Genomic DNA, 19,707 nt, shown 5'->3' with positions numbered 1-19,707 from the left:
GTTCCTGAACACTAGGGCTTCAGTGTGGAATGAAATTAATGCTCTGATCTCGAAGAACAACGACCGCTCGGAGCGGGGAGGGATCGAAGACCGGACGAAGTGGGCGAGCGGACGACCACCCCGACCGATCCGGCTCAGGCCCAGCGCGCGGCTGCGCGGAGCAGCGGGGAGCGACCGCGAACGGGCACGCTCCACACGTCGTGCCCGCGCAGTCCCCACGAGCGCAGCAGCCGGTTCGCGGCGAGCATGCCGCTGGTCGCGGCGCGCTCCATCAGCGCCACCGGCAGATCGACCCGCACGTGGTCCCCGGCGAGCACCAGCGCCGGTTCGGGGGTGCTGATCGACGGTCGCAGCCCGAAACCGCCGGGCGGGGACAGCGGGCAGTCGGAGCGCAGTTCGTGCCGTTCGTCGACGACCTGGGCCGCGGCGGTCTCCGGGTACACCCGGTGCAGCTGTTCGAGGGTCTGCGCCCGCAGCCCGTCCACCGTGGCGTCGGCGGGCAGCGCGTAGCAGTGCACCTCCACCACCGAGCCGTCGTGCTCGCGGGCCCACCGCGCCGCGCTGCGCTCGTAGCGCTCCAGCACGCTGATGTTGTCCACCGGCCCGAACCCGCTGGTGCCGAGGAAGGCGTGCCGGTGCCCGGCCACCGGGCGGTCCAGCCAGAACCGCGAGACGAGGAATGGCGGCGCGGTGCGCGCCGACCCGACCCGCTCCCGCCAATCGCGATGTGCCAGCGCGGGGGAGCGCCGCACGATCCGCTGCGCCGAGCCGAGGTCCGTCGCGAGCACCACGGCGTCCGCACCGATCGACCCGCCGTCGGCGAGGTGCACCGCGAACTCGCGCGGCCCCTCGTGCGACACCGACTCCACGGCGGTGCCCAGGCGGAACCGCACGCCGCGCTCGTCGAGGTGGTCGCGCAGCGGGTCCCACAGCGCGGCGGGGAAGGAGTCCGCGGCAACGTCGAACAGCAGACCTTCGCTGGAGCCGAGGAAGTACAGGTGGAACATCAGCGCCAGCTCGGCCGCCGACAGGTCGGTGGGCGGGGCGAAGAAGCTGCGGGAGAACACTTCGAACGCCAGGTGGCGAGCGGCCTCGGGGAACCCGATGCGGCGCAGGTACTCGGCGGCGTCGATCTCGTCGAGCCGCCCGTAGCCGCCGGGGATGCGCACGTCGGCGAGCGTCGCGGCCTCGCGCAGGTTCATCCGCAGGACGTCGCGCCACCGGAAGGTGGGGCTGCGCGCGACGAAGCCCAGCGCGTTCCACGGCGGGGACCGCGGCAGCCCGGCGAAGGTGTCGATGCGGCCGTCCGCGCTCAGCAGCGGGTACTCGGGCAGCGCGACGAGCCCGGTGAGCTCCGGGTCCGCGCGGCGCAGCAGGCCGCGCAGGTTGTAGTACTGGCGGAAGAAGGCGTGGAAGCCCCGGTTCATCGGCACCGCGGAGCCGTCCCGGAGCGTCGTGCTCCAGCCGCCGACCCGCCCGCCGAGGTGGTGCTCGCGTTCCAGCAGCACCACGTCCACGGTCCGATCTCGCAGGCAGGCCGCGGCGGAGAGCCCGGCGATGCCGCCGCCGATCACGACGACGCGGGGCGTGGCGGTGGCGGGCCGGTCCGCGCCGGGATGACCGGGATGGCGCACGGCACGCGGGTCACGCATCGGGACGGACTCCGAGAAACGTGTGGGTGAGCGTGCGCTGCCAACCGGACATCGGTTCGCGGCGCACCCGGTCGAACCCCGCCTGCCGCAGCCGCGCCTCGAAGCGAGGTGGGGAATCGAAATCGAGCACGCTGCGCCACAGGTAGCGGTACAGCGAGGCGTCGCCGGTGACGCACCGCCCGGCCGGGATGATCACCGACCAGCAGACCGCGTGCCACAGCAACCGGTCCGCCTTCCGACGCGGCAGCGAGTAGTCGTGCACGGCCAGCGGAGCGCCGGGGCGGAGCAGGTCGCGCAGCAGCCGCAGCCCGGCGTCCGGCTCGGGAAGGTTGCGCACCAGGTACGCGGCGAGGATCCCGTCGAACGGGCCGCGCACCCCGGCCTCGGGCAGGCGGCGTGCGTCGGCGTGCACGAAGCGCACCGTGGCCGGCCACGCCTTTTCGCGCGCTCGGGCCAGCATGCGCGCGGATCCGTCGACCGCGGTGATGGACGCGTCGGGGAACACCTCGTGCAGTGCGCGGGTGGAGGCCCCGGTCCCGCAGCCGACGTCGAGCAGCCGCAGGCCCTGCCCGCCGCCCGCGATCCCGAGCCGCCGCGCGGAGCGGGCGAGGTCCCGGTGGTAGCCGGGGTTGGCGGCGACCAGCGCGTCGTAGTCGCGCCCGCCTCGGTCGAACAGCGCGGTGACGTCGGTGCTCATCGCCGGTTCCTCCCCTGCGTGGTGGTGCGGGCTCGGGCGGCGCCCGCGGACAGCAGCGCCGGGGCCGCCACTGCGAGGCGCCTGCCGGTGGGCACCGCGAGGCGCGCGCCGAACACCCGGTACCCGGACTCCACCACGCGGTCCAGGATCTCGCCGTAGAGCACGTGCGCGGTGGCCACGCACGGCCGCGCCACCGGATCGAGCATGGGGATCCCGGCTTCGGCCTGCCGGTACAGCGCGCGGGTGCGGGCGACCTGGTCGCCCAGCGCACGCCGCACCGGGCCGTCCGGGCGTCCGGTGCGGCGGCACCAGCGCAGCCGGTCTGCGTCCACGCCGAACGCGGCGAGCTCGTCGGCGGGCAGGTACACCCGGCCGCGGTCGAGGTCCTCGCCGACATCGCGCAGGAAGTTGGTGAGCTGGAAGGCGTGCCCGAGCGTGGCCGCGTGCGGCGCCGCCGCCTCCCGCGTGGCGGTGCCGAGCACCGGCAGCACCTGCAGCCCGATGACTCCGGCGGAGCCGTGCACGTACTCGTCGAGCGCGGCCCGGTCCGGGTAGCCGGTGACCCGCAGGTCCATCCGCATGGAGCGCATGAAGTCGGTGAACAGCGCCGCCGGGAGCCGGTACCGGCGGGCGGTGTCGGCGACGGCGGCAAGCACGGGGCGGTCCACTGGCCCGCCGGTGAGCGCGCGGTGCAGCGCGGTGTCGATCCGGGCGAGTTCCGCGTCGCGGTCTCCGTCCGCGGCGCCGGGAGAGTCGACCACGTCGTCGACCCAGCGGGCGAAGCCGTAGAGCGCGTGCACGGCCGGCCTGCGCGCCGGGGGCAGCAGGCGGGTCGCGAGGAAGTAGGTGCGGCCGTGCTGGGCGTGGAGTTCGCGGCAGCGGCCGTAGGCGGCGCGCAGCGCCGGGTCCTGGAGGCCGGCGGCGTCCAGCTCGCGCCGCGCCGTCGGCGATGGATCTCGGCCGGGGCGCCGGAAAAACCCGCTCGCAACGTCCACAGAGGAGATCGAAGCACACGTCGTGCGGGCAGCGCTCGGCAGCGCTGCCCGCACGTGTGCCGGGCCACCCGGGTGGCCCGGGCTCGGGCGGGACGGGGACATCGCCCGAGCCGCACCCGTCACTGGCCGGGCATCAGGACGTTGTCGACGACGAACACGGTGGCGTTGGCGGTGGGAACGTTGCCGCACAGCACCGAGGCGCCGTTGACCTTCAGGTTGTCCCCGGATCCCTCGATGGTGAGCTGCCCTCCTTGCGCGGTCGGCACCGTCTTGGCCTGCGCGAGGCCGTTGGCGTCCATCCGCTGCGGCACCACGTGGTAGGTCAGGATGTCGGTGAGCTGCTGCTTCTTCGCCAGGGCGGTGAGCAGCGCGTCGAGCGTGTCCTTCGGGAGGGCGTCGAACGCGGGGTCGGCGGGGCGCGAACATGGTGTAGGGCATGTCGGCCTTGTTCAGGGTGTCGCCGAGCCCGGCGGCCTGGACGGCGGCGGTGAGCTTGGTCAGCAGCGGGTTGTTGCTCGCGGCGGTGCCCACCGGGTCGTCGACCACGCCCTGCACGGAGCCGGGGTCGTTCGGGTCGGTGGGCACCTGGGCGCAGCCGGGTCCGAACACGTCGTCGGCGGTCGTGACGCCGTCGGCCGCGGGCTGCGGCTCGGCGGGGGCGGGAGCCGGCTGCTGCGCGGCCGGTTCCGCGCCGTCCTGCTCGCCCTGCCCGCACGCGGAGAGGGCGAGTGCGAGTGCGAGTGCGGCGGCGGTGCCGGTGATCGCGGTGGTGCGTCGGCGGATCCGCATGCTGTGTCCTCCTGGATTTCAGGGATCTCGCGGGGCGCGGATCCCTTGGCCTCACCAGGTATTCGGCGCACCCGCCGCAGCGGATTGGTCTCGGTTGGACTTTTTCCGGAAGTTCTCCGGAATTGCCCGCCTCTCGGGTGGGGCGTTGGTCGCGCCCGCCCGGTCGGCGGGGAAATCGGCTGGGCGGTGACCACCCGGAGCGCCCGGCCTCTGCGCGGACCGAGCAGGTCAGGCGCGCAACGCCGCGGTGTCGAACTCCCGCATCCCTTCGGCGAACCCGGCCTGGGCGTGGAACCCGATCTCCTCGGTCGCGCGGCGCGGATCGGCCATGATGTGGCGGACGTCGCCGAGCCGGTAGTTCCCGGTGGTGATCGGCGCCGGGCCGTCCGCCGCCTCGGCCAGCGCGGTCGCCATGTCGCCGATGGTGCGCGGTCGCCCGGAGCACGCGTTGTAGGCGGCGAATCCGGGTTCCTCGCGTCGCATCGCGGCGAGGTCGGGGGCGGCGATGTCGCGCACGTGCACGAAGTCGCGGCGCTGCCCGCCGTCCTCGAAGATCCGCGGCGCCTCCCCGCGGGCCAGCGCGGAGCGGAACAACGAGGCCACTCCCGCGTAGGGGGTGTTGCGCGGCATCCGCGGCCCGTACACGCTGTGGCAGCGCAGGCTCACGGCGGATCCGCCGGTGTTGCGGGCCCACACCGCGGCGAGGTGTTCCTGGGGGAGCTTGGTGGTGGCGTAGGTGTTGCGGGGATCGACCGGGGCGTCCTCGGGAACGGTGCCCGGTTCGAGCAGGCCGTCGCAGGTGGGGCAGCGCGGTTCGAAGACGCCGCGTCGAGGTCGTCCGCGGTGCGCGGGCCGGGCCGCACGACGCCGTGGGCGGGGCACAGGTAGCGGCCTTCGCCGTAGACGACCATCGACCTGGCGAGCACGAGCCGTCCGATGCCCGCTTCGGTCATGGCGGTGAGCAGATGCGCGGTGCCGAGGTCGTTGTGCGCCACGTAGTCCGGCATGTCGGCCATCCCGGCTTCGAGCCCGACCATCGCGGCTTGGTGGCACACCACGTCCACATCGGGCAGAGCCGCGCGCAGCACCTCAGGATCCCGGACGTCGCCGATGACGAGTTCGTGCTCGCCGAGATAGCCGGGTGCGCCAGCGCGGCGGGCAGCAGCGCGTCGGGCAGCCGCACCGAATGTCCCCGCGCGACCAGCAGGTCGGCGATGTGCGACCCGATGAAGCCCGCGCCACCGGTGACCAGCACGTGCATGCTTCCTCCAGGTGAGTTCCCGGGCCCGAGAGGCCCCGTTCGCTCCCCGCCCTGTCAGCGGCGAAGCCGCGAGCAGCGATCACCCGCGGGTTCTCAGCGTTCTTCTCGCGGGGACGACGCGTGCGGAGAAGAACGCTGAGGTTCCGCCACCCGACCTCCTGCTCAGGCCCCGGACGTGGGTCCCGTCAGCGGGCGGTGCAGAACACCGAGTGCCAGCCGGTTGCGCCGTCCGGCAGGACGGGGGCGCGTTCCGGTGTCTGGGTGGTGCCGTCGTGGTCGGTGGCGCGGCATTCGATGGTGTGCCCGCCCGGCGCGAGGTCGACGTCGGTGCGCCACATCCGCCAGGTCTGCCGGTTGACCTCGGTGGACAGCTGCGCTTCCTGCCACGGCCCGCGGTCGACGCGGACTTCGACGCGGTCGATGCCGATGGGCTGTGCCCAGGCGATGCCCGCGACGGTGGTGCGCCCGGCGGGGATGCGGCCGAAGCCGCCGGGGCGGTCGATGCGGGACTGGACCTTGATCGGCCCGAATCGCCCCCAGCCGCGCTCGATCCAGTAGGCGGGCTTGTCGAAGGTGGTGAGTTCGAGGTCGGTGAGCCACTTCGTCGCCGACACGTAGCCGTAGAGGCCGGGGGTGACCATGCGGACGGGGAAGCCGTGTTCGGCGGGCAGCGGTTCGCCGTTCATCCCGTAGGCCAGCAGGGCGCCGCGTTCGGCGTCGAGCAGCGCCTCCACCGGCGTGCCCGCGGTGAACCCGTCGACGCTGGTGCTGAACACCTGCTCGGATCCGGGGCGGACCCCGGCGGCCAGCAGCACGTCGCGGATGAGGACGCCGGTGAACTCGGCGGTGGAGATGTAGGGCCCGCCGACGTCGTTGGACACGCAGGTCATCGTGATCGTCCTGGTGACCTGCGGGAATCGTCGCAGTCCGGCGAAGCCGAGGTCGAGTTCCCGGTCCACCATGCCGTGCACCCGCAGCCGCCAGTCGGCGAGCTCGACGCGCGGGATGCTCAGCGCGGTGTCGATGCGGTAGAAGTCGCGGTTCGCGGTGAGGAACGACGGGGTGCCGGCGGAGGCGAAGTCGGCTCCGGCGGGCACGGTCCGGGCGGGGGAGGAGCCGAGGGCTTGCGCGACGGTGCGCCGCGACGCCTCGGCGTCCCGGCCGCCGGTCAGCAGGGAGCCGGCCGCGCCGGTGAGCCCGGCGGTGGCGGCCACCGCGACGGAGGACGCCAGGAACCGGCGCCGATCCGGGCTCCCGGTTTCGGCGAGCAGCTCGGGGTCGAAGGGCTCTTCCAGGGTGTCGTGCGGGTCGTGCCGGGTGCGTGGAGGGGGAGCGGCGGGGTTCGCCGCGAGGGCGGTGCGGTGCAGCAACCGGAACGCCGCGATGCCCGCCAGCGCGGCCACGAGCGGTGCGAGCACCCCCAGTGCGCCCACGTCGGGCCGGGACAGCACCGCGGCCACCCCGAGCAGCCCGAACGTGCCGATGAGCACGACTCCGGGCCGCGCGTCGCGGCGCGAGAGCAGGCCGGCCGCGGCGGCCAGCAGTGCGATGACGATCGCCATCCCGCCCAGCAGGGCGACCTTGTCGGACTGGCCGAAGGTGCGGATGGCGAACTGCTTCACCGGTTCCGGGGTGAGGTCGATCGCCGAGTTGCCCACCGCCAGGAACGGCGAGGAGCGGGGTTCGAGGAGGGCGGCGAGCAGGTGACCGGCGCCCAGCGCGACCGCAGCCGCCAGGACTCCGCACCACGCCGCCACCGGGAGGCGCAGACGGTGCATGGATTTCGTGTTCACACCGTCCATTCGTAGCCGTCGCGCGCCTGGATCGGTGGTTCCGGCGGGTGACGGTTCTAGTTCCGTAAGAACTGCCTCGCCGCGCGGTTCGCCGGGTCGGGACGTCCGGTTCGACGTCCGGGCGCCGCTTCGCGCGGTGCGCGGCGAGTTCGTGGCGCGGGGTCAGGGCAGCTGCGCCTCCCGGACGGCTTCGTCGAGGCTGTCCAGCAGCACCACGCCCAGCGTGTTCGCCATCGACCCGGTCGCGAGTTCCCCGCGCAGCTTCGACGCCAGCGTCCGCACCCGCCGCGGGTCCGGCCGGGCGCTGCGCGCCGCCTCCCACAGCCGCTGGGCGGTCCGCTGCACGAGTTCGTCCTCGCCGTAGCGGGCGTGCACCGTGGGCAGCGCCAGCAGGCACACCTTGGCGACGCGGGCGATCCCGTCCAGCGAGTCCGGCGGCACGGTCGTCGGCTCGGCCGATCGGCGCGGCGCGATCACCGTCGGGGCCCGCGCGGTCAACACTGCCACCCCGGCCGCTTCCCGCCACGCGCGCAGGTCCCCGTCGTGTTCGCTCACGCAGATCAGACCGGAGCCGGTGAGCCCGGCGCGCAGCGGCAGCCCGTCGGCGTGTTCCGCGCCGGTGGCCACGAGTTCCTCGCCGCGCAGGGAGTCGACGACCGCGCCGAGTTCCGCGCGGTCCGGTGCCGGCGCGAGCGCGCCGGCCTGCGCGCTGTCCAGGAATGCCGCGACCTCGGGCCGGAAGTGGTCCTCGGCGTAGAGGTAGCGCAGGAATTCCCGTGCGACCGTGTCGATCCTCGGCAACGTCATCTCCCGATTCCGCCGCCCGGCAGGTGATGGCCGGGCGCGCGAGTGCGGTGATGCTGCGGGACGGCCCGAATGGCCGTCACCGCTCCCCAGTCCGGCGGCGTCCGGTGCCCCCGCACCGTCCGGCCCGGGCGTCGTCCGAGCCGTGTCGCCGCAGCCAGGTTACGGGGGTCCGCACGCAGATCGCAGGGTCTTTCGTCACTCACATGGCGCGTGAGGAAGGGGGAATCATTAGCGAGATATCGACAGGTGCGTCCCATTACGTCACATCGGTGACTCGGCTCGCGAGACGGCCCGTCGGGGTGCTGAGGTAGGTTCGCCGCCGAACAGTCCGGAAAGCACGATCGTCATGGGAAGGACCGCCGTGGCTCCCACCATCGCCACCAACAAGCGCGTCGAGCGGCCGGAACTGCTGGAGTTCCTCCGCCCTCGCCACCACGCCCTGCTGGTCACCGAACGCGGCAGCGGACGTCCGCAGATCTCCCCGGTGACGTGCGGCGTCGACTCCGAGGGTCGCATCGTGATCTCGACCTACCCGGATCGGGCCAAGACCGTCAACGCCCGGCGCGCGGAGCAGGTGTCGGTGTGCGTGCTCTCCGACGAGTTCAACGGAGCTTGGGTGCAGGTCGACGGGCGAGCCGAGGTCATCGATCAGCCGGAGAGCGTGGAGCCGCTGGTGGACTACTTCCGCAGCATCTCCGGTGAGCACCCGGATTGGGAGGAGTACCGGGAGGCGATGCGCAAGCAGGGCAAGTCGCTGATCCGCGTCACCATCGACGACTGGGGCCCGATCGCCACCGGCGGTTTCCCGGCGCGGCTGGCGGAGTGAACCCGCTCGCTCGGTGAGACTTTTCCGGTGCGGTGGGGAAATGCGTCCCGGCTGCGGGGAGACCGGGCGGGATCAGCATCGGTGCGCCGCAGCCCTCGGCCGTCGGGTGCCGCGCGGTTCGTGGGAAGGAATGACGCCCAGGGCTTGCTGGGGGTTCAAGCCCTGGGCGTCCCTCGCCGCACGAGGGGGAAGTGCGACGGTGACCACAGAGTAACCCATCGGCACCGAATAGTCACCCTCCGTGCCGATGGGACTGGTCGAGCTGCCGGATGACCGCGAACGTCACCGCACCGGGCGCGACGGTCTCACGCCGTCTCGCGCGGGTGCGGACGGTCCGCCCCCCCTGCACGCGCGTCCGCTCCCGCACCGGAAGTGCGGGAGCGGATCGGCGTTCCCGGATCAGGACGTCCCGGCGCCCGCCTCCAGGGCCGGCCGGATCTCGAAGGTCAGCCGGTCGCCGGAGGTGTCCACCTCGACCCGCTGGCCCTCACCGAGCCTGCCCTCCAGCAGCAGCTCCGAGATCGAGTCGTCGACCTCGCGCTGGATCGTGCGCCGCAGCGGCCGTGCCCCGTAGTCGGGCTGGTGGCCGTGCTCGGTGATCCAATCCACCGCGGAGTTGCTGAAGTCGACCTCGATGTCCTGGGTGTGCAGCCGCTGCCGGGTGTCGCCGAGCAGCAGCTCGGTGATCCGGTGCAGCTGGTCGGTGTCCAGCCTGCGGAACACCACGACCTCGTCGATCCGGTTGAGGAACTCGGGCCGGAACGATTCCCGCAGCCGCGCCATCAGCCGCTCGCGGGCCGGTTCGTCGGCCTGCTCCTGATCCCGGCTGGAGAACCCGAGCACCCCGGAGCGCTGCGAGATGATGTCCGAACCCAGGTTGCTCGTCATGATCATCACCGTGTTGGTGAAGTCAACCGTGCGACCTTGCCCGTCGGTGAGCCGGCCGTCGTCGAGCACCTGCAGCAGCGTGTTGAACACGTCCGGATGGGCCTTCTCGATCTCGTCGAGCAGGACCACCGAGTACGGGCGCCGCCGCACCGACTCGGTGAGCTGGCCCGCCTCGCCGTAGCCGACGTAGCCGGGCGGCGAACCCACCAGCCTGCTGGCGGTGTGCGCCTCCTGGAACTCGCTCATGTCCAGCCGCACCATCCGGTCCTGGTCGCCGAACAGCGACTCGGCTAGCGCCCGCGCCAGCTCCGTCTTGCCGACGCCGGTGGGCCCGAGGAACAGGAACGTGCCGACCGGCCGGTGCGGATCGCCCATGCCGGTGCGGGAACGCCGCACCGCGCGGGAGATGGCGTGCACCGCCTCGTCCTGGCCGACGACCCGCTTGTGCAGCTGATCCTCCAGCTTCATGAGGCGGCTCTTCTCCTCCTCGGTGAGCTGGGTGGCGGGGATGCCCGTGGCGCGGGAGACGACGTCGGCGATCTCCGCCCGGCCGACCACCGCGATGCCGCTGTTGCCCTGCCGCTGGGAGCGGATGTGGTCGCGCACCCCGATGAGCTCGTCGCGCAGCCCCGCGGCGCGCTCGTAGTCCTCCTCGGCGATGGCCTGCGCCTTGTCCCTGGCCAGCTCGTCGTAGCGCTGCTCCAGTTCGCGCAGGTCGGTGTCCGGGGTCCCGGTCCGCAACCGCTTGCGCGCCCCGGCCTGGTCGATCAGGTCGATCGCCTTGTCCGGCAGGAACCGGTCGGTGATGTAGCGGTCGGCGAGCTCGGCGGCGGCCCGGATCGCGTCGTCGCTGAACCGCACCTGGTGGTGGGCCTCGTAGCGGTCCCGCAGGCCGCAGATGATGCGCTCGGTGTCGGCGACGCTGGGCTCGTCCACCGTGATCGGCTGGAAGCGGCGCTCCAGCGCGGCGTCCTTCTCGATGTTCTTGCGGTACTCGTCGAGGGTGGTGGCGCCGACGACGTGCAGTTCGCCGCGCGCCAGCTTCGGCTTGAGCATGTTGCCCGCGTCCACCGCGCCGTCCGAGCCGCCCGCGCCGACCACGGTGTGCAGCTCGTCGATGAAGATCACCAGCTGGTCGCGGTGCTGGCTGATCTCGTCGAGCAGCTTGTTCATCCGCTCCTCGAAGTCGCCGCGGTACCGGGTGCCGGCGACGACACCGGAGAGGTCCAGCTGCACGACCCGCTTGTCCTTGAGCGTGTCCGGCACCTGGCCGTCGACGATGCGGGCCGCGAGGCCCTCGACGACCGCGGTCTTGCCGACGCCCGCCTCGCCGATGAGCACCGGGTTGTTCTTGGTGCGCCGCGAGAGCACTTCGACCGTCTGCTCGATCTCCTCGTCGCGGCCGATCACCGGGTCCAGCCCGCCGTCGCGGGCGCGGGCGGTGAGGTCCTGGCCGAACTGCTCCAGCGTCGGCGTGCTCGACGTCTCGGCGGAGTCGTGCTGGCGGGACTGCGCGGGGTCGGCCGGAGCCGCCTGCAGCGATTCCAGCGTGACGTGCGCGGCGGCCAGCAGCCGTCCGGCGCGGGAGTCGGGGTTCGCGGCCAGCGCCAGCAGCAGGTGGTCCGGGCCGATGTAGGAGGCGCCGACCGCGCGGGCGATCTGGTGCGACTCCAGCAGGGTGCGCTTGGAGGCGGGGGTCAGCGCCGGAGGCAGGTCGACGGCCTCGCCCTCGGGCAGCTGCTGCTCGATCTGCCTGCCGAGCGCGTCCGGATCCGCCCCGGCGCGTTCCAGCATGCCCCTGGTCGTCTCCGAGCGGGTCGCGGCCCACAGCAGGTGGTGGGTGTCCAGGTCGCGGCCACCGTGTTCGACGGTGCAGCGCGCGGCGGCGGCCACCATGTCCTGCGCGTGCCCGCTCATCAAGCGGGTCAGGTCGACGCGCTGCGGTTGCTGCGGGCCGTCTCCGCCGGAGAGGTAGCGGGCCAGGAAGTCGTCGAACGGGCTCGAACCGAACCCTCCGGAACCGAAGAAGCCGGTCATGGTCACCTCTCTAGTCCGAGAAACTCCTCGTTGTCTTCCCGCGGGTATCACCGCCTCAAACACGGAGCGTCCGGATGAGCATTCCGCGGCGGGCCTGGCGTATGCGGCATCCCACAGATCGGCGCGGACGGGAATGCGCGCCGTACCGGATCACAGCGGGTGCGGATCGGTGTGCAGGTCGGCGAGCAGGTCGCCGTCGCGCTCCACCCGCCGCAGCACGTCCTCGGCGGTGAACCGCAGGTCGCTCGGGTCGCGGCAGGAACGCACCTCGTCCCAGGTGATCGGGGTGGACGCGGTGGGCTGGTCGCGGGCGCGCAGCGAGTACGGCGCGACCGTGGTCTTCGCGGTGTTGTTCTGGCTCCAGTCCAGGAAGACCTTGCCGGTGCGGGCGGCTCGGCTCATCTTCGCCAGCAGCGCGTCGGGGTGGTCGGCGGCCAGCCGCAGCGCGAGCTCCTTCGCGTAGGCGGAGGTGCGGTCGGATTCCTCGGTGCGCACCGGGCAGTAGAGCTGCATCCCCTTGGCGCCGCTGGTCTTCGGGTACACCCGCAGGCCGTCGGCGCGCAGCCGCTCGTGGAGCAGCTCCGCGGCCCGGCAGCACTCGACGATCGTCGCGGGCGGGCCGGGATCGAGGTCGAACACCAGCAGGTCCGGGGTGTTGCGGGAGTCGTCCTCACCGACCGTCCACTGCGGAACGTGCAGTTCCAGCGCAGCGAGGTTCGCCGTCCACACCAGGGTCGGCAGGTCGCGGATGAGCACGTGGTGGTTGACCGCCGAACCGGATCCGTCGGCTCCGCTGACCAGCCGCGCCGTCGGCACCCAGTCCGGGGCGTGCCGGGAGACGTTCTTCTCGAAGAACGAACCCGAATCCACGCCGTCCGGGAACCGGATCAGGGTCACCGCGCGACCCCGCAGGTGCGGCAGCAGCACTGGGGCGACCCGCCGGTAGTAGTCGATCACGTCGCGCTTGCGGAACCCGGCGGCCGGGTAGAGCACCTTGTCCAGGTTGGACAGCGTCAGCTCGCGGTCCTCGACGCGGACGCTCACCCGCGAGGACACGTCCGCCGCCTCACGAGGCCGCTCGGGAACCGGAAGCGGCGTCGCGCACCGCCGCTTCGAGGTCGGAGCGGTTCATCTTCGACCGGCCGCGGACGCCGAGCTCCTTGGCCCGCTTGTCCAGCTCGCCCTTGTTCAGCTCGCCGAGGTCGTCGCCCTTCGCCTTGCCCCCGCGCTTGTCGCGGGCCTGTTCGACGCTGCGGCGCAACGCGTCGGTGAGGTCGATGACGTCGGTCGCCTGGGCGGGTTCCTCCGCCGCCTCGGGGCTCACGCCGCGGGCCTTGTCGGCCAGGAGTCGTTCGACGCGCTCGGTGTAGGTGTCCTCGTACTCCTCCGGGCGCCACTCGCCGGTCATCGACTCGATGACCGTCTCGGCCATCTGGATCTCCTTGTCCGAGGGCGCGGCGCCGCCGGCGTCACCGATGATCTCGCCGGGTTCGCGGATCTCGTCGTCGAAGAACAAGGTGTTCAGCGCCAGCGCCGTCTCGTCGGCGCGCACCGCGGTGAGGTATTCCTTGCCGCGCAGCACGAATCTCGCGATGCCCACCTGGTTGGTCTGCTCCATGGCGCGGCGAAGCAGGTCGTAGGGCCGGTGGTTCTCCTTCGCGTTCGGCGCGAGCCAGTAGGTGCGCTGGAAGTACACCGGGTCGATCTCGTCGAGGTCCACGAACGAGGTGATGTCGATGGTGCGGGAACGGCCGGGCGCGATCTCGTCGAGCTCCTGCTGGTCGACGGTGACGAGCACGCCCTCGACCTCGCGGCCCTTCACGATCTCGCCGTAGTCGACCTCGTCGCCGGTGCGCTCGTTGACCCGCTTGTAGCGGACCCGGTCGGTGGTGCCGCGCTGGTACTGGTGGAACGAGGGGCTGTGGTCCTCGGTGGCCGCGTACAGGCCGACCGGGATGGTGACCAGGCCGAAGTTGATCGAACCCGTCCAGATCTTGCGCGCCATGACGTGCCTCCCTCACCGCCGGGCAACCCGGCCCGCCACCACCCCACGATGCGCCGCCGCCGAGCTGATCGCAGGGGTGGGCGGAGGGTGCTCGTCGGCTTCGCCGCCGGCAGGACGCGGGGAGACCGCGATTCAGTCCGGGCGGACTCGGTGGGTGCCGTCGGGGAGGTGTTCGGTGCGGCCCTCGCGGGCGAGCAGCTCCAGGAGCGGGACGGCCACGCGGCGGGAGGTGCCGAGCGCCTGGCGGGCAGCGGAGAGGGTGAACGGTTCGGGCAGGCGCCGCAGCACGTCGAGCGCTCGCCGCTCGGCTCCCGGCAGCAGTACGACACCCGGTGCGAGCCGCAGCAGTTCTCCGGCGCGGACGGCGGCGGCCAGCGGCTCGGCGCCCAAGCCCAGTTCGGCGAGCTCGGCGGCGGTGGGGGCCGCGAACGGATCGTCGGTCAGCATCCCGCGCAGGCGCTCCAGCGCGGTGGCCACCTCCGGCGGCCAGGGCGCGGCGCCGAGCCGCAACCGCCCACCTCCGGTGCGGATCTCGCGGGCGGGACCGGCGCGCAGCAGCACGTCCAGCAACGCCGCATCCGGCAGCGCGAGTTCGCGCCGAGCCGCTTCGGCGGGCAGGCCGTCGGCCAGCGGCTGTCGTTCGCGGTGATCGTCGAGCAGCCGCACCAGCCGGTCGGCCAGCTCGTCGCGGTGCGCCGGATCGAGCACCCACCCGGCCGCTTCCGGCGCACTCGCCGGGGCCTCCGCGCCCATCGCGCGCAGCTCCGCGCCGCGCACGACCCGGCGGCGCCGCAGTTCCCCCGCACCGTCGGGAACGCCGTCCATGCCCGCGAGCTCCCGCGCCCGCTCCCGCGCCGCACCCCGCCGCCGCAGCGGGCGCGGGCGCACGTCGAGCAGCACGGCGCCCCCGGCGACGTGGTGGGCGCCGGGATCGCGCAGCAGCACCCGGTCGCCGATGCGCACCGGCAGCGGCTCTCGCAGCGACAGCCGAGCGGTGTCCTCTCCCAGCGGCCGGACGCGCACCGCGACGGCGGCCGAACCGAGGTGCAGCACCAGCTGCCGGGGCAGGCCGGCGGCGACGCGGTCGCACAGCCGCACGTCGAGCAGGTCGCTGCTCAGCCACGTGCCAGCGGTGAGCAGCGCGTGCCCGCGCCGCACCTGCTCCAGCGGCACGCCGCGCAGGTTCACCGCCACCCTCGCCACGGCCGACGCCTCGTCCACCGGCTCGCCCAGCGATTGCAGCGCCCGCACCGCCACTTCCTGCCCGCCGGGGTGCAGCCGCAGGCGGTCCCCGGTGCGCAGCGAGCCGGCGGCGAGCGTCCCGGTGACCACGGTGCCCGCGCCGCGGATCGTGAACGCCCGATCGATCCACAACCGCACCGCCGCCGCGGAATCCGGTGCGGGCAGCCGCCCCGCGAGCTCGGACAACGCGCAGCGCAGCCGAGCCAGGCCGGCGCCGGTGCGCCCGCTCACGTGCACCGCGGGCAGCTCGCCCAGCGCCGATTCCCGCAGCCGCCGCCGGGCCTGCTCGGTCGCGTCGGAGGGGTCGGCCAGGTCGCAGCGGGTCACCACGAGCAACCCGTGGCGCACTCCCAGCGCGTGCAGCGCGTCCAGGTGCTCCGCAGACTGCGGCTGCCAGCCCTCGTCGGCGGCCACCACGAACAGCACCGCCGGTACCGGGCCGATGCCCGCGAGCATGTTCGGCACGAACCGCTCGTGCCCGGGCACGTCGACGAACGCCAGCGTCTGCTCGCCGATGGTGGTCCAGGCGAACCCGAGGTCGATCGTCATGCCGCGTTCGCGCTCCTGCGACCAGCGGTCGGGTTCCATCCCGGTGAGCAGCCGCAGCAGCGTCGACTTGCCGTGGTCGACGTGCCCGGCGGTGGCGAGCACGTGCATCAGCCCACCGCCGCGACGGCGTCGAGCAGCACGGCGTCGTCGGCGGGCGCCACGGCGTAGAGGTCCAGCAGGCACTGCCCGTGCTCGACCCGGGCCAGCACCGGAGTCCGCCCGGTGCGCAGCGCTGCGGCGTACCGGGGCGGCAGCGTCACCGAGGCGCTCGGCAGCTCGACTCCCGGCGCCCCGCCGCCGCCGACGGTGGCCGTGCTCGTGCGCGCATCGGCGTCGATCCCGCGTTCCCGCAGGCTCGCCGCGAGCCGCCGAGCGCGGTCGAGCAGGTCGGCTTCGGAGCGGTCCAACGCTTGCGCGGTGGGCGTGGCCGGGCCGCGCACGCTGGCCTCCAGCGCGGCGAGGGTGAGCTTGTCGACCCGCAGCGCCCGCGCCAGCGGATGCCGCTTGAGCCGCTGCACCAGGTCCGCCGACCCGAGCAGCAGCCCGGCCTGCGGCCCGCCGAGCAGCTTGTCCCCGCTGGCCGTCACCAGGTCGGCCCCGTCGGCGAGGGTGCGCTGCGCGTCGGGTTCGTCCGGCAGCACCGGATGCGCCCGCAGCAGCCCGGAACCGATGTCGGCGATCACCGGAACCGGCAGCTCCCGCAGCGCGGCGACCGGGACCTGCGAGGTGAACCCGGTGATGCGGAAGTTCGACGGGTGCACCTTCAGCACGAACCCCGTCTCCGGCCCGATCGCGTCCCGGTAGTCCTCGAACCGGACCCGGTTGGTGGTGCCGACCTCCCGCAGCCGCGCCCCGGTGGAGGTGAGCAGGTCGGGGATGCGGAAGCCGTCGCCGATCTCCACCAGTTCACCGCGGGCCAGCACGATCTCGCGGCCCGCCGCGAGCGCGGTGGCCGCCAGGGCGAGCGCGGCGGCGCCGTTGTTGACCACGTGCGCGTCCTCGGCCGCCGGCACCGCCTCGGTCAGCGCCCCGCACGCCGCTCGTCCGCGCGGACCGCGGCGGCCGGTGTCGAGGTCGAGCTCCACGTCGGTGGTGCCCGCCGCCGCGCGCACCGCCTCCACCGCCGCGTCCGAGAGGGGAGCGCGGCCGAGGTTGGTGTGCAGCAGCACCCCGCACGCGTTGACGACTCGCCGCAGGCCGCCCGCCGATCCGGGCAGCGCCTCCCGCGCGGCGGCGATCACCCGCTCCGGGGCGAGATCTCCGTGCCGGGCCCGGCGCTGGGCGTCGTGGACGACGGTGCGCACCACGTCCCGTCCGAGTCGTTCGACCGCGCCCGCCAGCACCGGATCGTCGAGCACCCGGTCGGTGGCGGGAATCCGGCGCCGCGCGTCCATGCGGCGCAGCTTAGGAGCCGCCGTGAAGATCCGCTATCGACGCGATCCCGGGCCGGAGCTCACCGCTGCTCACCGCGCCACACGGCGCGGTAGCGAGCCGCGGCCTCGGCGTCCATCCGGTTGCGCACCGCCGAAGCGTGACCGGGCGGGAAGCCGTGCCTGCTCAGCCGCGCGTCGACGCTCTCGACCGAGCTGGTCAGCACGATCCGCAGCACCACCAGCACCCCGAGCAGCACCGAGCCCAGCGCGATCGGCCAGGACCCACCGGCCCAGTACAGGCCTCCGAACATCAAGGCGACCAGCGGCAGGACGTGCAGCATCCCGCGCACGCAGACGCGCAGCACCCAGGTCGAGCACGTCGCATCCCGCAGCACCCACTCGCGGTAGGGCTCGGGCAGGGTGCCGCCGTACTGGTAATACAGCCACCATGCCGGATTGGGCCGCTTGATCCCCACACCGGCATGGTAAGCCCCGGTCGTGCGGACTCCCGACGGACCTGTCGTCGCGGGGTGCGGCGGGGGAGCGGCGGAGGCGGACGGGAATCGAACCCGCCTGACCGAGGTGCTCGGCCACGTCGGTTTTGAAGACCGCGGGGGCCACCAGGCGCCCTGACGCCTCCCTCACCCGCTCCAGGCGCCGCCAACCTACGCCCGGAACCGTCCGCCCGGCCAGCGCGCGGCGCTCAGCGCCGGTCAGGGGTGAGCAGGTAAGCGAGCGCCATGTCGCTGAGTTCGTCCGCGTAGCGGCTCTGGGCGGCATCGTCGGCGGGGCGGTCGGGGCGAACCGAGTTGTGGAAGCAGGCGCCGAGCAGCACGCGCGCCGCGGTGTCCAGCGCCTGCTCCGGGTTCGAGCGGCGGATCTCGGCGGAGTAGGGGGCCGCCGCATCCAGCAGGAGGCGGTGGACTTCGGCGATGGTGCGGGCGCCGCGGTCCATCACGTCGACCTCGCGGGCCCGCAGCAGGTCGGGGAACACGCTGCTGGTGTCGGTGAAGGACCGCAGCAGCGCGTGCGCGTAGGCGTCGAGCACTCCGGACAGCGACGGTTCGGCCGCGCGCAACCGCTCGGCGAGGTAGGCCTCGCGTCGTTCCAGCATCCGCTCGGTCAGGGCGGCGACCAGCTGCTCCTTGCCGGCGAAGCGGCGGTAGATCGAGCCGACCGAGGTGCCTGCGCGTTCGGCGACGCCGCCGATCGTCATCTCGTCCAGGCCGACCGCGGTGACGAGTTCCTCTGCCGCCCGCAGCACGCGGGCCAGGGTCGCGGCGCTGCGGGCCTGCCGAGGTTCCCGGTAGTGCGCCTGGCGATCCGGCTCGTCGGTCATGGCCCGCATCGTATCGGCGGCTCTCGTGGTGACCGTCCTTGACAAGGGGCGCCGATGCGCCACTAGTATTGAGAACGAGAATTCGCATTCACATTTTGTAGGGGGCACACATGCCGACACCGGAGAGCGCCGCGGAGGTCCGCGCCTTGCTGGCCGCGATCCGCGAACGCCGAGGCGAGCTGGCCGAGGGCGGTTTCGCCGCCGACCGCGACAACGCGGACCCCGCCGCCAACATGGCGCTGCTGGCCGAGTCGGGCGCGGTTCGCCTGGTCGTTCCCGCCGAACGCGGTGGGTTGTGGGACGGGACGGAACGCGGCGGGTGGGGCGCGCTCATCCGCGCGGTTCGGGAGATCAGCGCGGGCGACGGGCCCACCGGGCAGAACTGGCTCACCACCGCCTTGGTGGCCCGCGAGCTGTTCGGCCCCGGCAGCGCCTTCCCGGAGGCGACCCGCGCCGAGCTCGCCCGCCGGATGCTCGACGACGACCTGCGCTTCGTGTCCTCCGTGGCGGAAACGGGGGGACCGGGCCGCGTGACTGCTCGGCCGGTCGAAGGCGGAGTGGTGCTCAGCGGCACCAAGACCTTCAACTCCAACAGCGGTGGCCGGGGCACGGCCCTGGTCGGTTGCCTGCTGGAAGGGGAGCGGTCCGCGCACCAGGTCCTGGTGGACCTGAACCACGACCAGGTCGAGCCGCACGACGACTGGGACAACATGGGCCAGCGCGGCACCCGCAGCCAGACGATCACCTACCGGGACGTCTTCGTGCCCGACGGGTGGCACCGGCCGGCCGAGGAGTCGCCATCGCAGGTCTTCCTGGCGGCGGTGATGCTGCTGCACGCGGCGTTGATGCAGGGCATCGGCGACGGCGCGCTGGACGCCCTCGTGCGGCACGCGCGCACCATGAAGCGCGGCTCGCTACCCCGGTTCGCCACCCCGGCCGAGGACCCGCTGGTCCTGCGCCGCGTCGGCGCGCTCTCCAGCGGGCTCGCGGCCTCCCGGGCGTTGCTGCACGACGCGGCGGATTCGCTCGAGACCTCCGAGGACGGCGAAGACGGGGACGCCGTGACCGCCGACTGCTTCCGCGCCAAGGTCGCCGCCGTCGAAGCCTCCCTCGCCGCCGCCACCGAGATCCACGAGGTCACCGGCGCGCGCAGCACCTCCCACGCCCACCGGTACGACCGCTTCTGGCGCAACGCCCGCACCTTCGCCTCGCACGATCCGACCGATGCGAAGAACGTCTACGTCGGCGGCTACGAGCTCACCGGCCACCTCCCTCCGCTGTCCACGATCATCCGCCGCTAGGACCGTTGCCGTGCACGGCTTCTGACCGGATCGCGAAGCTGAGCCCCGGCGAGATCGTCGACCTCGACGTCGACCTGTTCCCGATCGGCCTGGTGTTCCACCCCCCGGCGAGCAGCTCCGGCTGGTCATCAGCACGCGCGACGAGCTGGGGGC

16 protein-coding genes, 1 tRNA gene and 2 pseudogenes are annotated in these 19,707 nt (G+C 73.3%); 2 read left to right on the top strand and 17 right to left on the bottom strand.

Annotated elements, in window-relative coordinates; all coding sequences use genetic code 11:
- Nucleotides 1-134 precede the first annotated feature (134 nt).
- The 9 genes and pseudogenes from OOZ19_RS08410 to OOZ19_RS08370 form a co-directional block, all read right to left on the bottom strand.
- Nucleotides 135-1,652: an FAD-dependent oxidoreductase gene (locus OOZ19_RS08410; protein WP_266089464.1), complete on the bottom strand. Its 1,518-nt coding sequence runs from the start codon at nt 1,650-1,652 to the stop codon at nt 135-137.
- A complete protein-coding gene (locus tag OOZ19_RS08405) occupies nt 1,645-2,349 on the bottom strand; it encodes a class I SAM-dependent methyltransferase (RefSeq protein ID WP_266089463.1) in 705 nt (234 codons plus the stop codon). Before OOZ19_RS08405 ends, OOZ19_RS08410 begins: the two co-directional genes overlap by 8 nt.
- Complete coding sequence (locus OOZ19_RS08400) at nt 2,346-3,344, bottom strand: phytoene/squalene synthase family protein (protein WP_266089462.1); 999 nt, start codon at nt 3,342-3,344, stop codon at nt 2,346-2,348. The genes OOZ19_RS08405 and OOZ19_RS08400 overlap by 4 nt, the downstream gene beginning before the upstream one ends.
- A 119-nt stretch (nt 3,345-3,463) precedes the next feature.
- Complete coding sequence (locus tag OOZ19_RS30010) at nt 3,464-3,700, bottom strand: fasciclin domain-containing protein (RefSeq protein ID WP_323055112.1); 237 nt, start codon at nt 3,698-3,700, stop codon at nt 3,464-3,466.
- A gap of 661 nt (nt 3,701-4,361) precedes the next feature.
- Nucleotides 4,362-5,015 carry an NAD-dependent epimerase/dehydratase family protein gene (locus OOZ19_RS08390; protein WP_266089461.1) on the bottom strand — a complete coding sequence of 218 codons (654 nt, stop codon included), beginning with the start codon at nt 5,013-5,015 and terminating at the stop codon, nt 4,362-4,364.
- Nucleotides 5,016-5,077: 62 nt separating this feature from the next.
- Nucleotides 5,078-5,329 (bottom strand): annotated as a pseudogene (locus OOZ19_RS08385) (NAD-dependent epimerase/dehydratase family protein); the annotation flags it as partial.
- An 8-nt stretch (nt 5,330-5,337) separates the two neighbouring features.
- Nucleotides 5,338-5,394 (bottom strand): annotated as a pseudogene (locus OOZ19_RS08380) (hypothetical protein); the annotation flags it as partial.
- A gap of 185 nt (nt 5,395-5,579) precedes the next feature.
- On the bottom strand, nt 5,580-7,172 hold the full coding sequence (locus tag OOZ19_RS08375) for a molybdopterin-dependent oxidoreductase (protein ID WP_266089702.1): 1,593 nt from the start codon (nt 7,170-7,172) through the stop codon (nt 5,580-5,582).
- 177 nt (nt 7,173-7,349) lie between these two features.
- Nucleotides 7,350-7,994, bottom strand: coding sequence for a hypothetical protein (locus OOZ19_RS08370; protein ID WP_266089460.1), 645 nt, complete (start codon nt 7,992-7,994; stop codon nt 7,350-7,352).
- Between the two features lie 361 nt (nt 7,995-8,355).
- Between OOZ19_RS08370 and OOZ19_RS08365 the strand changes: the two genes are divergently transcribed.
- Nucleotides 8,356-8,820: a PPOX class F420-dependent oxidoreductase gene (locus tag OOZ19_RS08365; RefSeq protein WP_266089459.1), complete on the top strand. Its 465-nt coding sequence runs from the start codon at nt 8,356-8,358 to the stop codon at nt 8,818-8,820.
- Between the two features lie 399 nt (nt 8,821-9,219).
- Here OOZ19_RS08365 and OOZ19_RS08360 read toward each other — a convergent pair whose 3' ends face one another.
- From OOZ19_RS08360 to OOZ19_RS08325, 8 genes are all read right to left on the bottom strand, one after another.
- The gene (locus OOZ19_RS08360) at nt 9,220-11,745 is read right to left on the bottom strand and encodes an ATP-dependent Clp protease ATP-binding subunit (protein ID WP_266089458.1); all 2,526 of its coding nucleotides are present in this window, start codon (nt 11,743-11,745) and stop codon (nt 9,220-9,222) included.
- Between the two features lie 150 nt (nt 11,746-11,895).
- On the bottom strand, nt 11,896-12,801 hold the full coding sequence (ligD, locus tag OOZ19_RS08355) for a non-homologous end-joining DNA ligase (protein ID WP_266089457.1): 906 nt from the start codon (nt 12,799-12,801) through the stop codon (nt 11,896-11,898).
- A gap of 10 nt (nt 12,802-12,811) precedes the next feature.
- A complete protein-coding gene (gene ku, locus OOZ19_RS08350) occupies nt 12,812-13,750 on the bottom strand; it encodes a non-homologous end joining protein Ku (RefSeq protein ID WP_266089456.1) in 939 nt (312 codons plus the stop codon).
- A gap of 132 nt (nt 13,751-13,882) precedes the next feature.
- Complete coding sequence (gene selB / locus OOZ19_RS08345; RefSeq protein WP_266089455.1) at nt 13,883-15,649, bottom strand: selenocysteine-specific translation elongation factor; 1,767 nt, start codon at nt 15,647-15,649, stop codon at nt 13,883-13,885.
- Entirely contained in the window at nt 15,649-16,935 is a 1,287-nt protein-coding gene (gene selA, locus OOZ19_RS08340; protein WP_266089454.1) for an L-seryl-tRNA(Sec) selenium transferase, read from the bottom strand. The genes selB and selA overlap by 1 nt, the downstream gene beginning before the upstream one ends.
- A 59-nt stretch (nt 16,936-16,994) precedes the next feature.
- The gene (locus OOZ19_RS08335; protein ID WP_266089453.1) at nt 16,995-17,390 is read right to left on the bottom strand and encodes a DUF5313 family protein; all 396 of its coding nucleotides are present in this window, start codon (nt 17,388-17,390) and stop codon (nt 16,995-16,997) included.
- A gap of 71 nt (nt 17,391-17,461) precedes the next feature.
- Nucleotides 17,462-17,554: transfer RNA gene (locus OOZ19_RS08330), tRNA-Sec, on the bottom strand.
- 63 nt (nt 17,555-17,617) lie between these two features.
- Entirely contained in the window at nt 17,618-18,253 is a 636-nt protein-coding gene (locus tag OOZ19_RS08325) for a TetR/AcrR family transcriptional regulator (RefSeq protein ID WP_266089452.1), read from the bottom strand.
- A gap of 110 nt (nt 18,254-18,363) precedes the next feature.
- Here OOZ19_RS08325 and OOZ19_RS08320 point away from each other — a divergent pair, with 110 nt between their 5' ends.
- Nucleotides 18,364-19,554, top strand: a complete 1,191-nt coding sequence (locus OOZ19_RS08320; protein WP_266089451.1) for an acyl-CoA dehydrogenase family protein — start codon at nt 18,364-18,366, stop codon at nt 19,552-19,554.
- Nucleotides 19,555-19,707 lie beyond the last annotated feature (153 nt).

The sequence above is a fragment of the Saccharopolyspora sp. NFXS83 genome (genome assembly GCF_026241095.1).
Taxonomy (GTDB): Bacteria; Actinomycetota; Actinomycetes; order Mycobacteriales; family Pseudonocardiaceae; genus Saccharopolyspora_C.
Note: the sequence above shows the minus strand (reverse complement) of the source record. Positions and strands in the feature narration are given on the sequence as shown.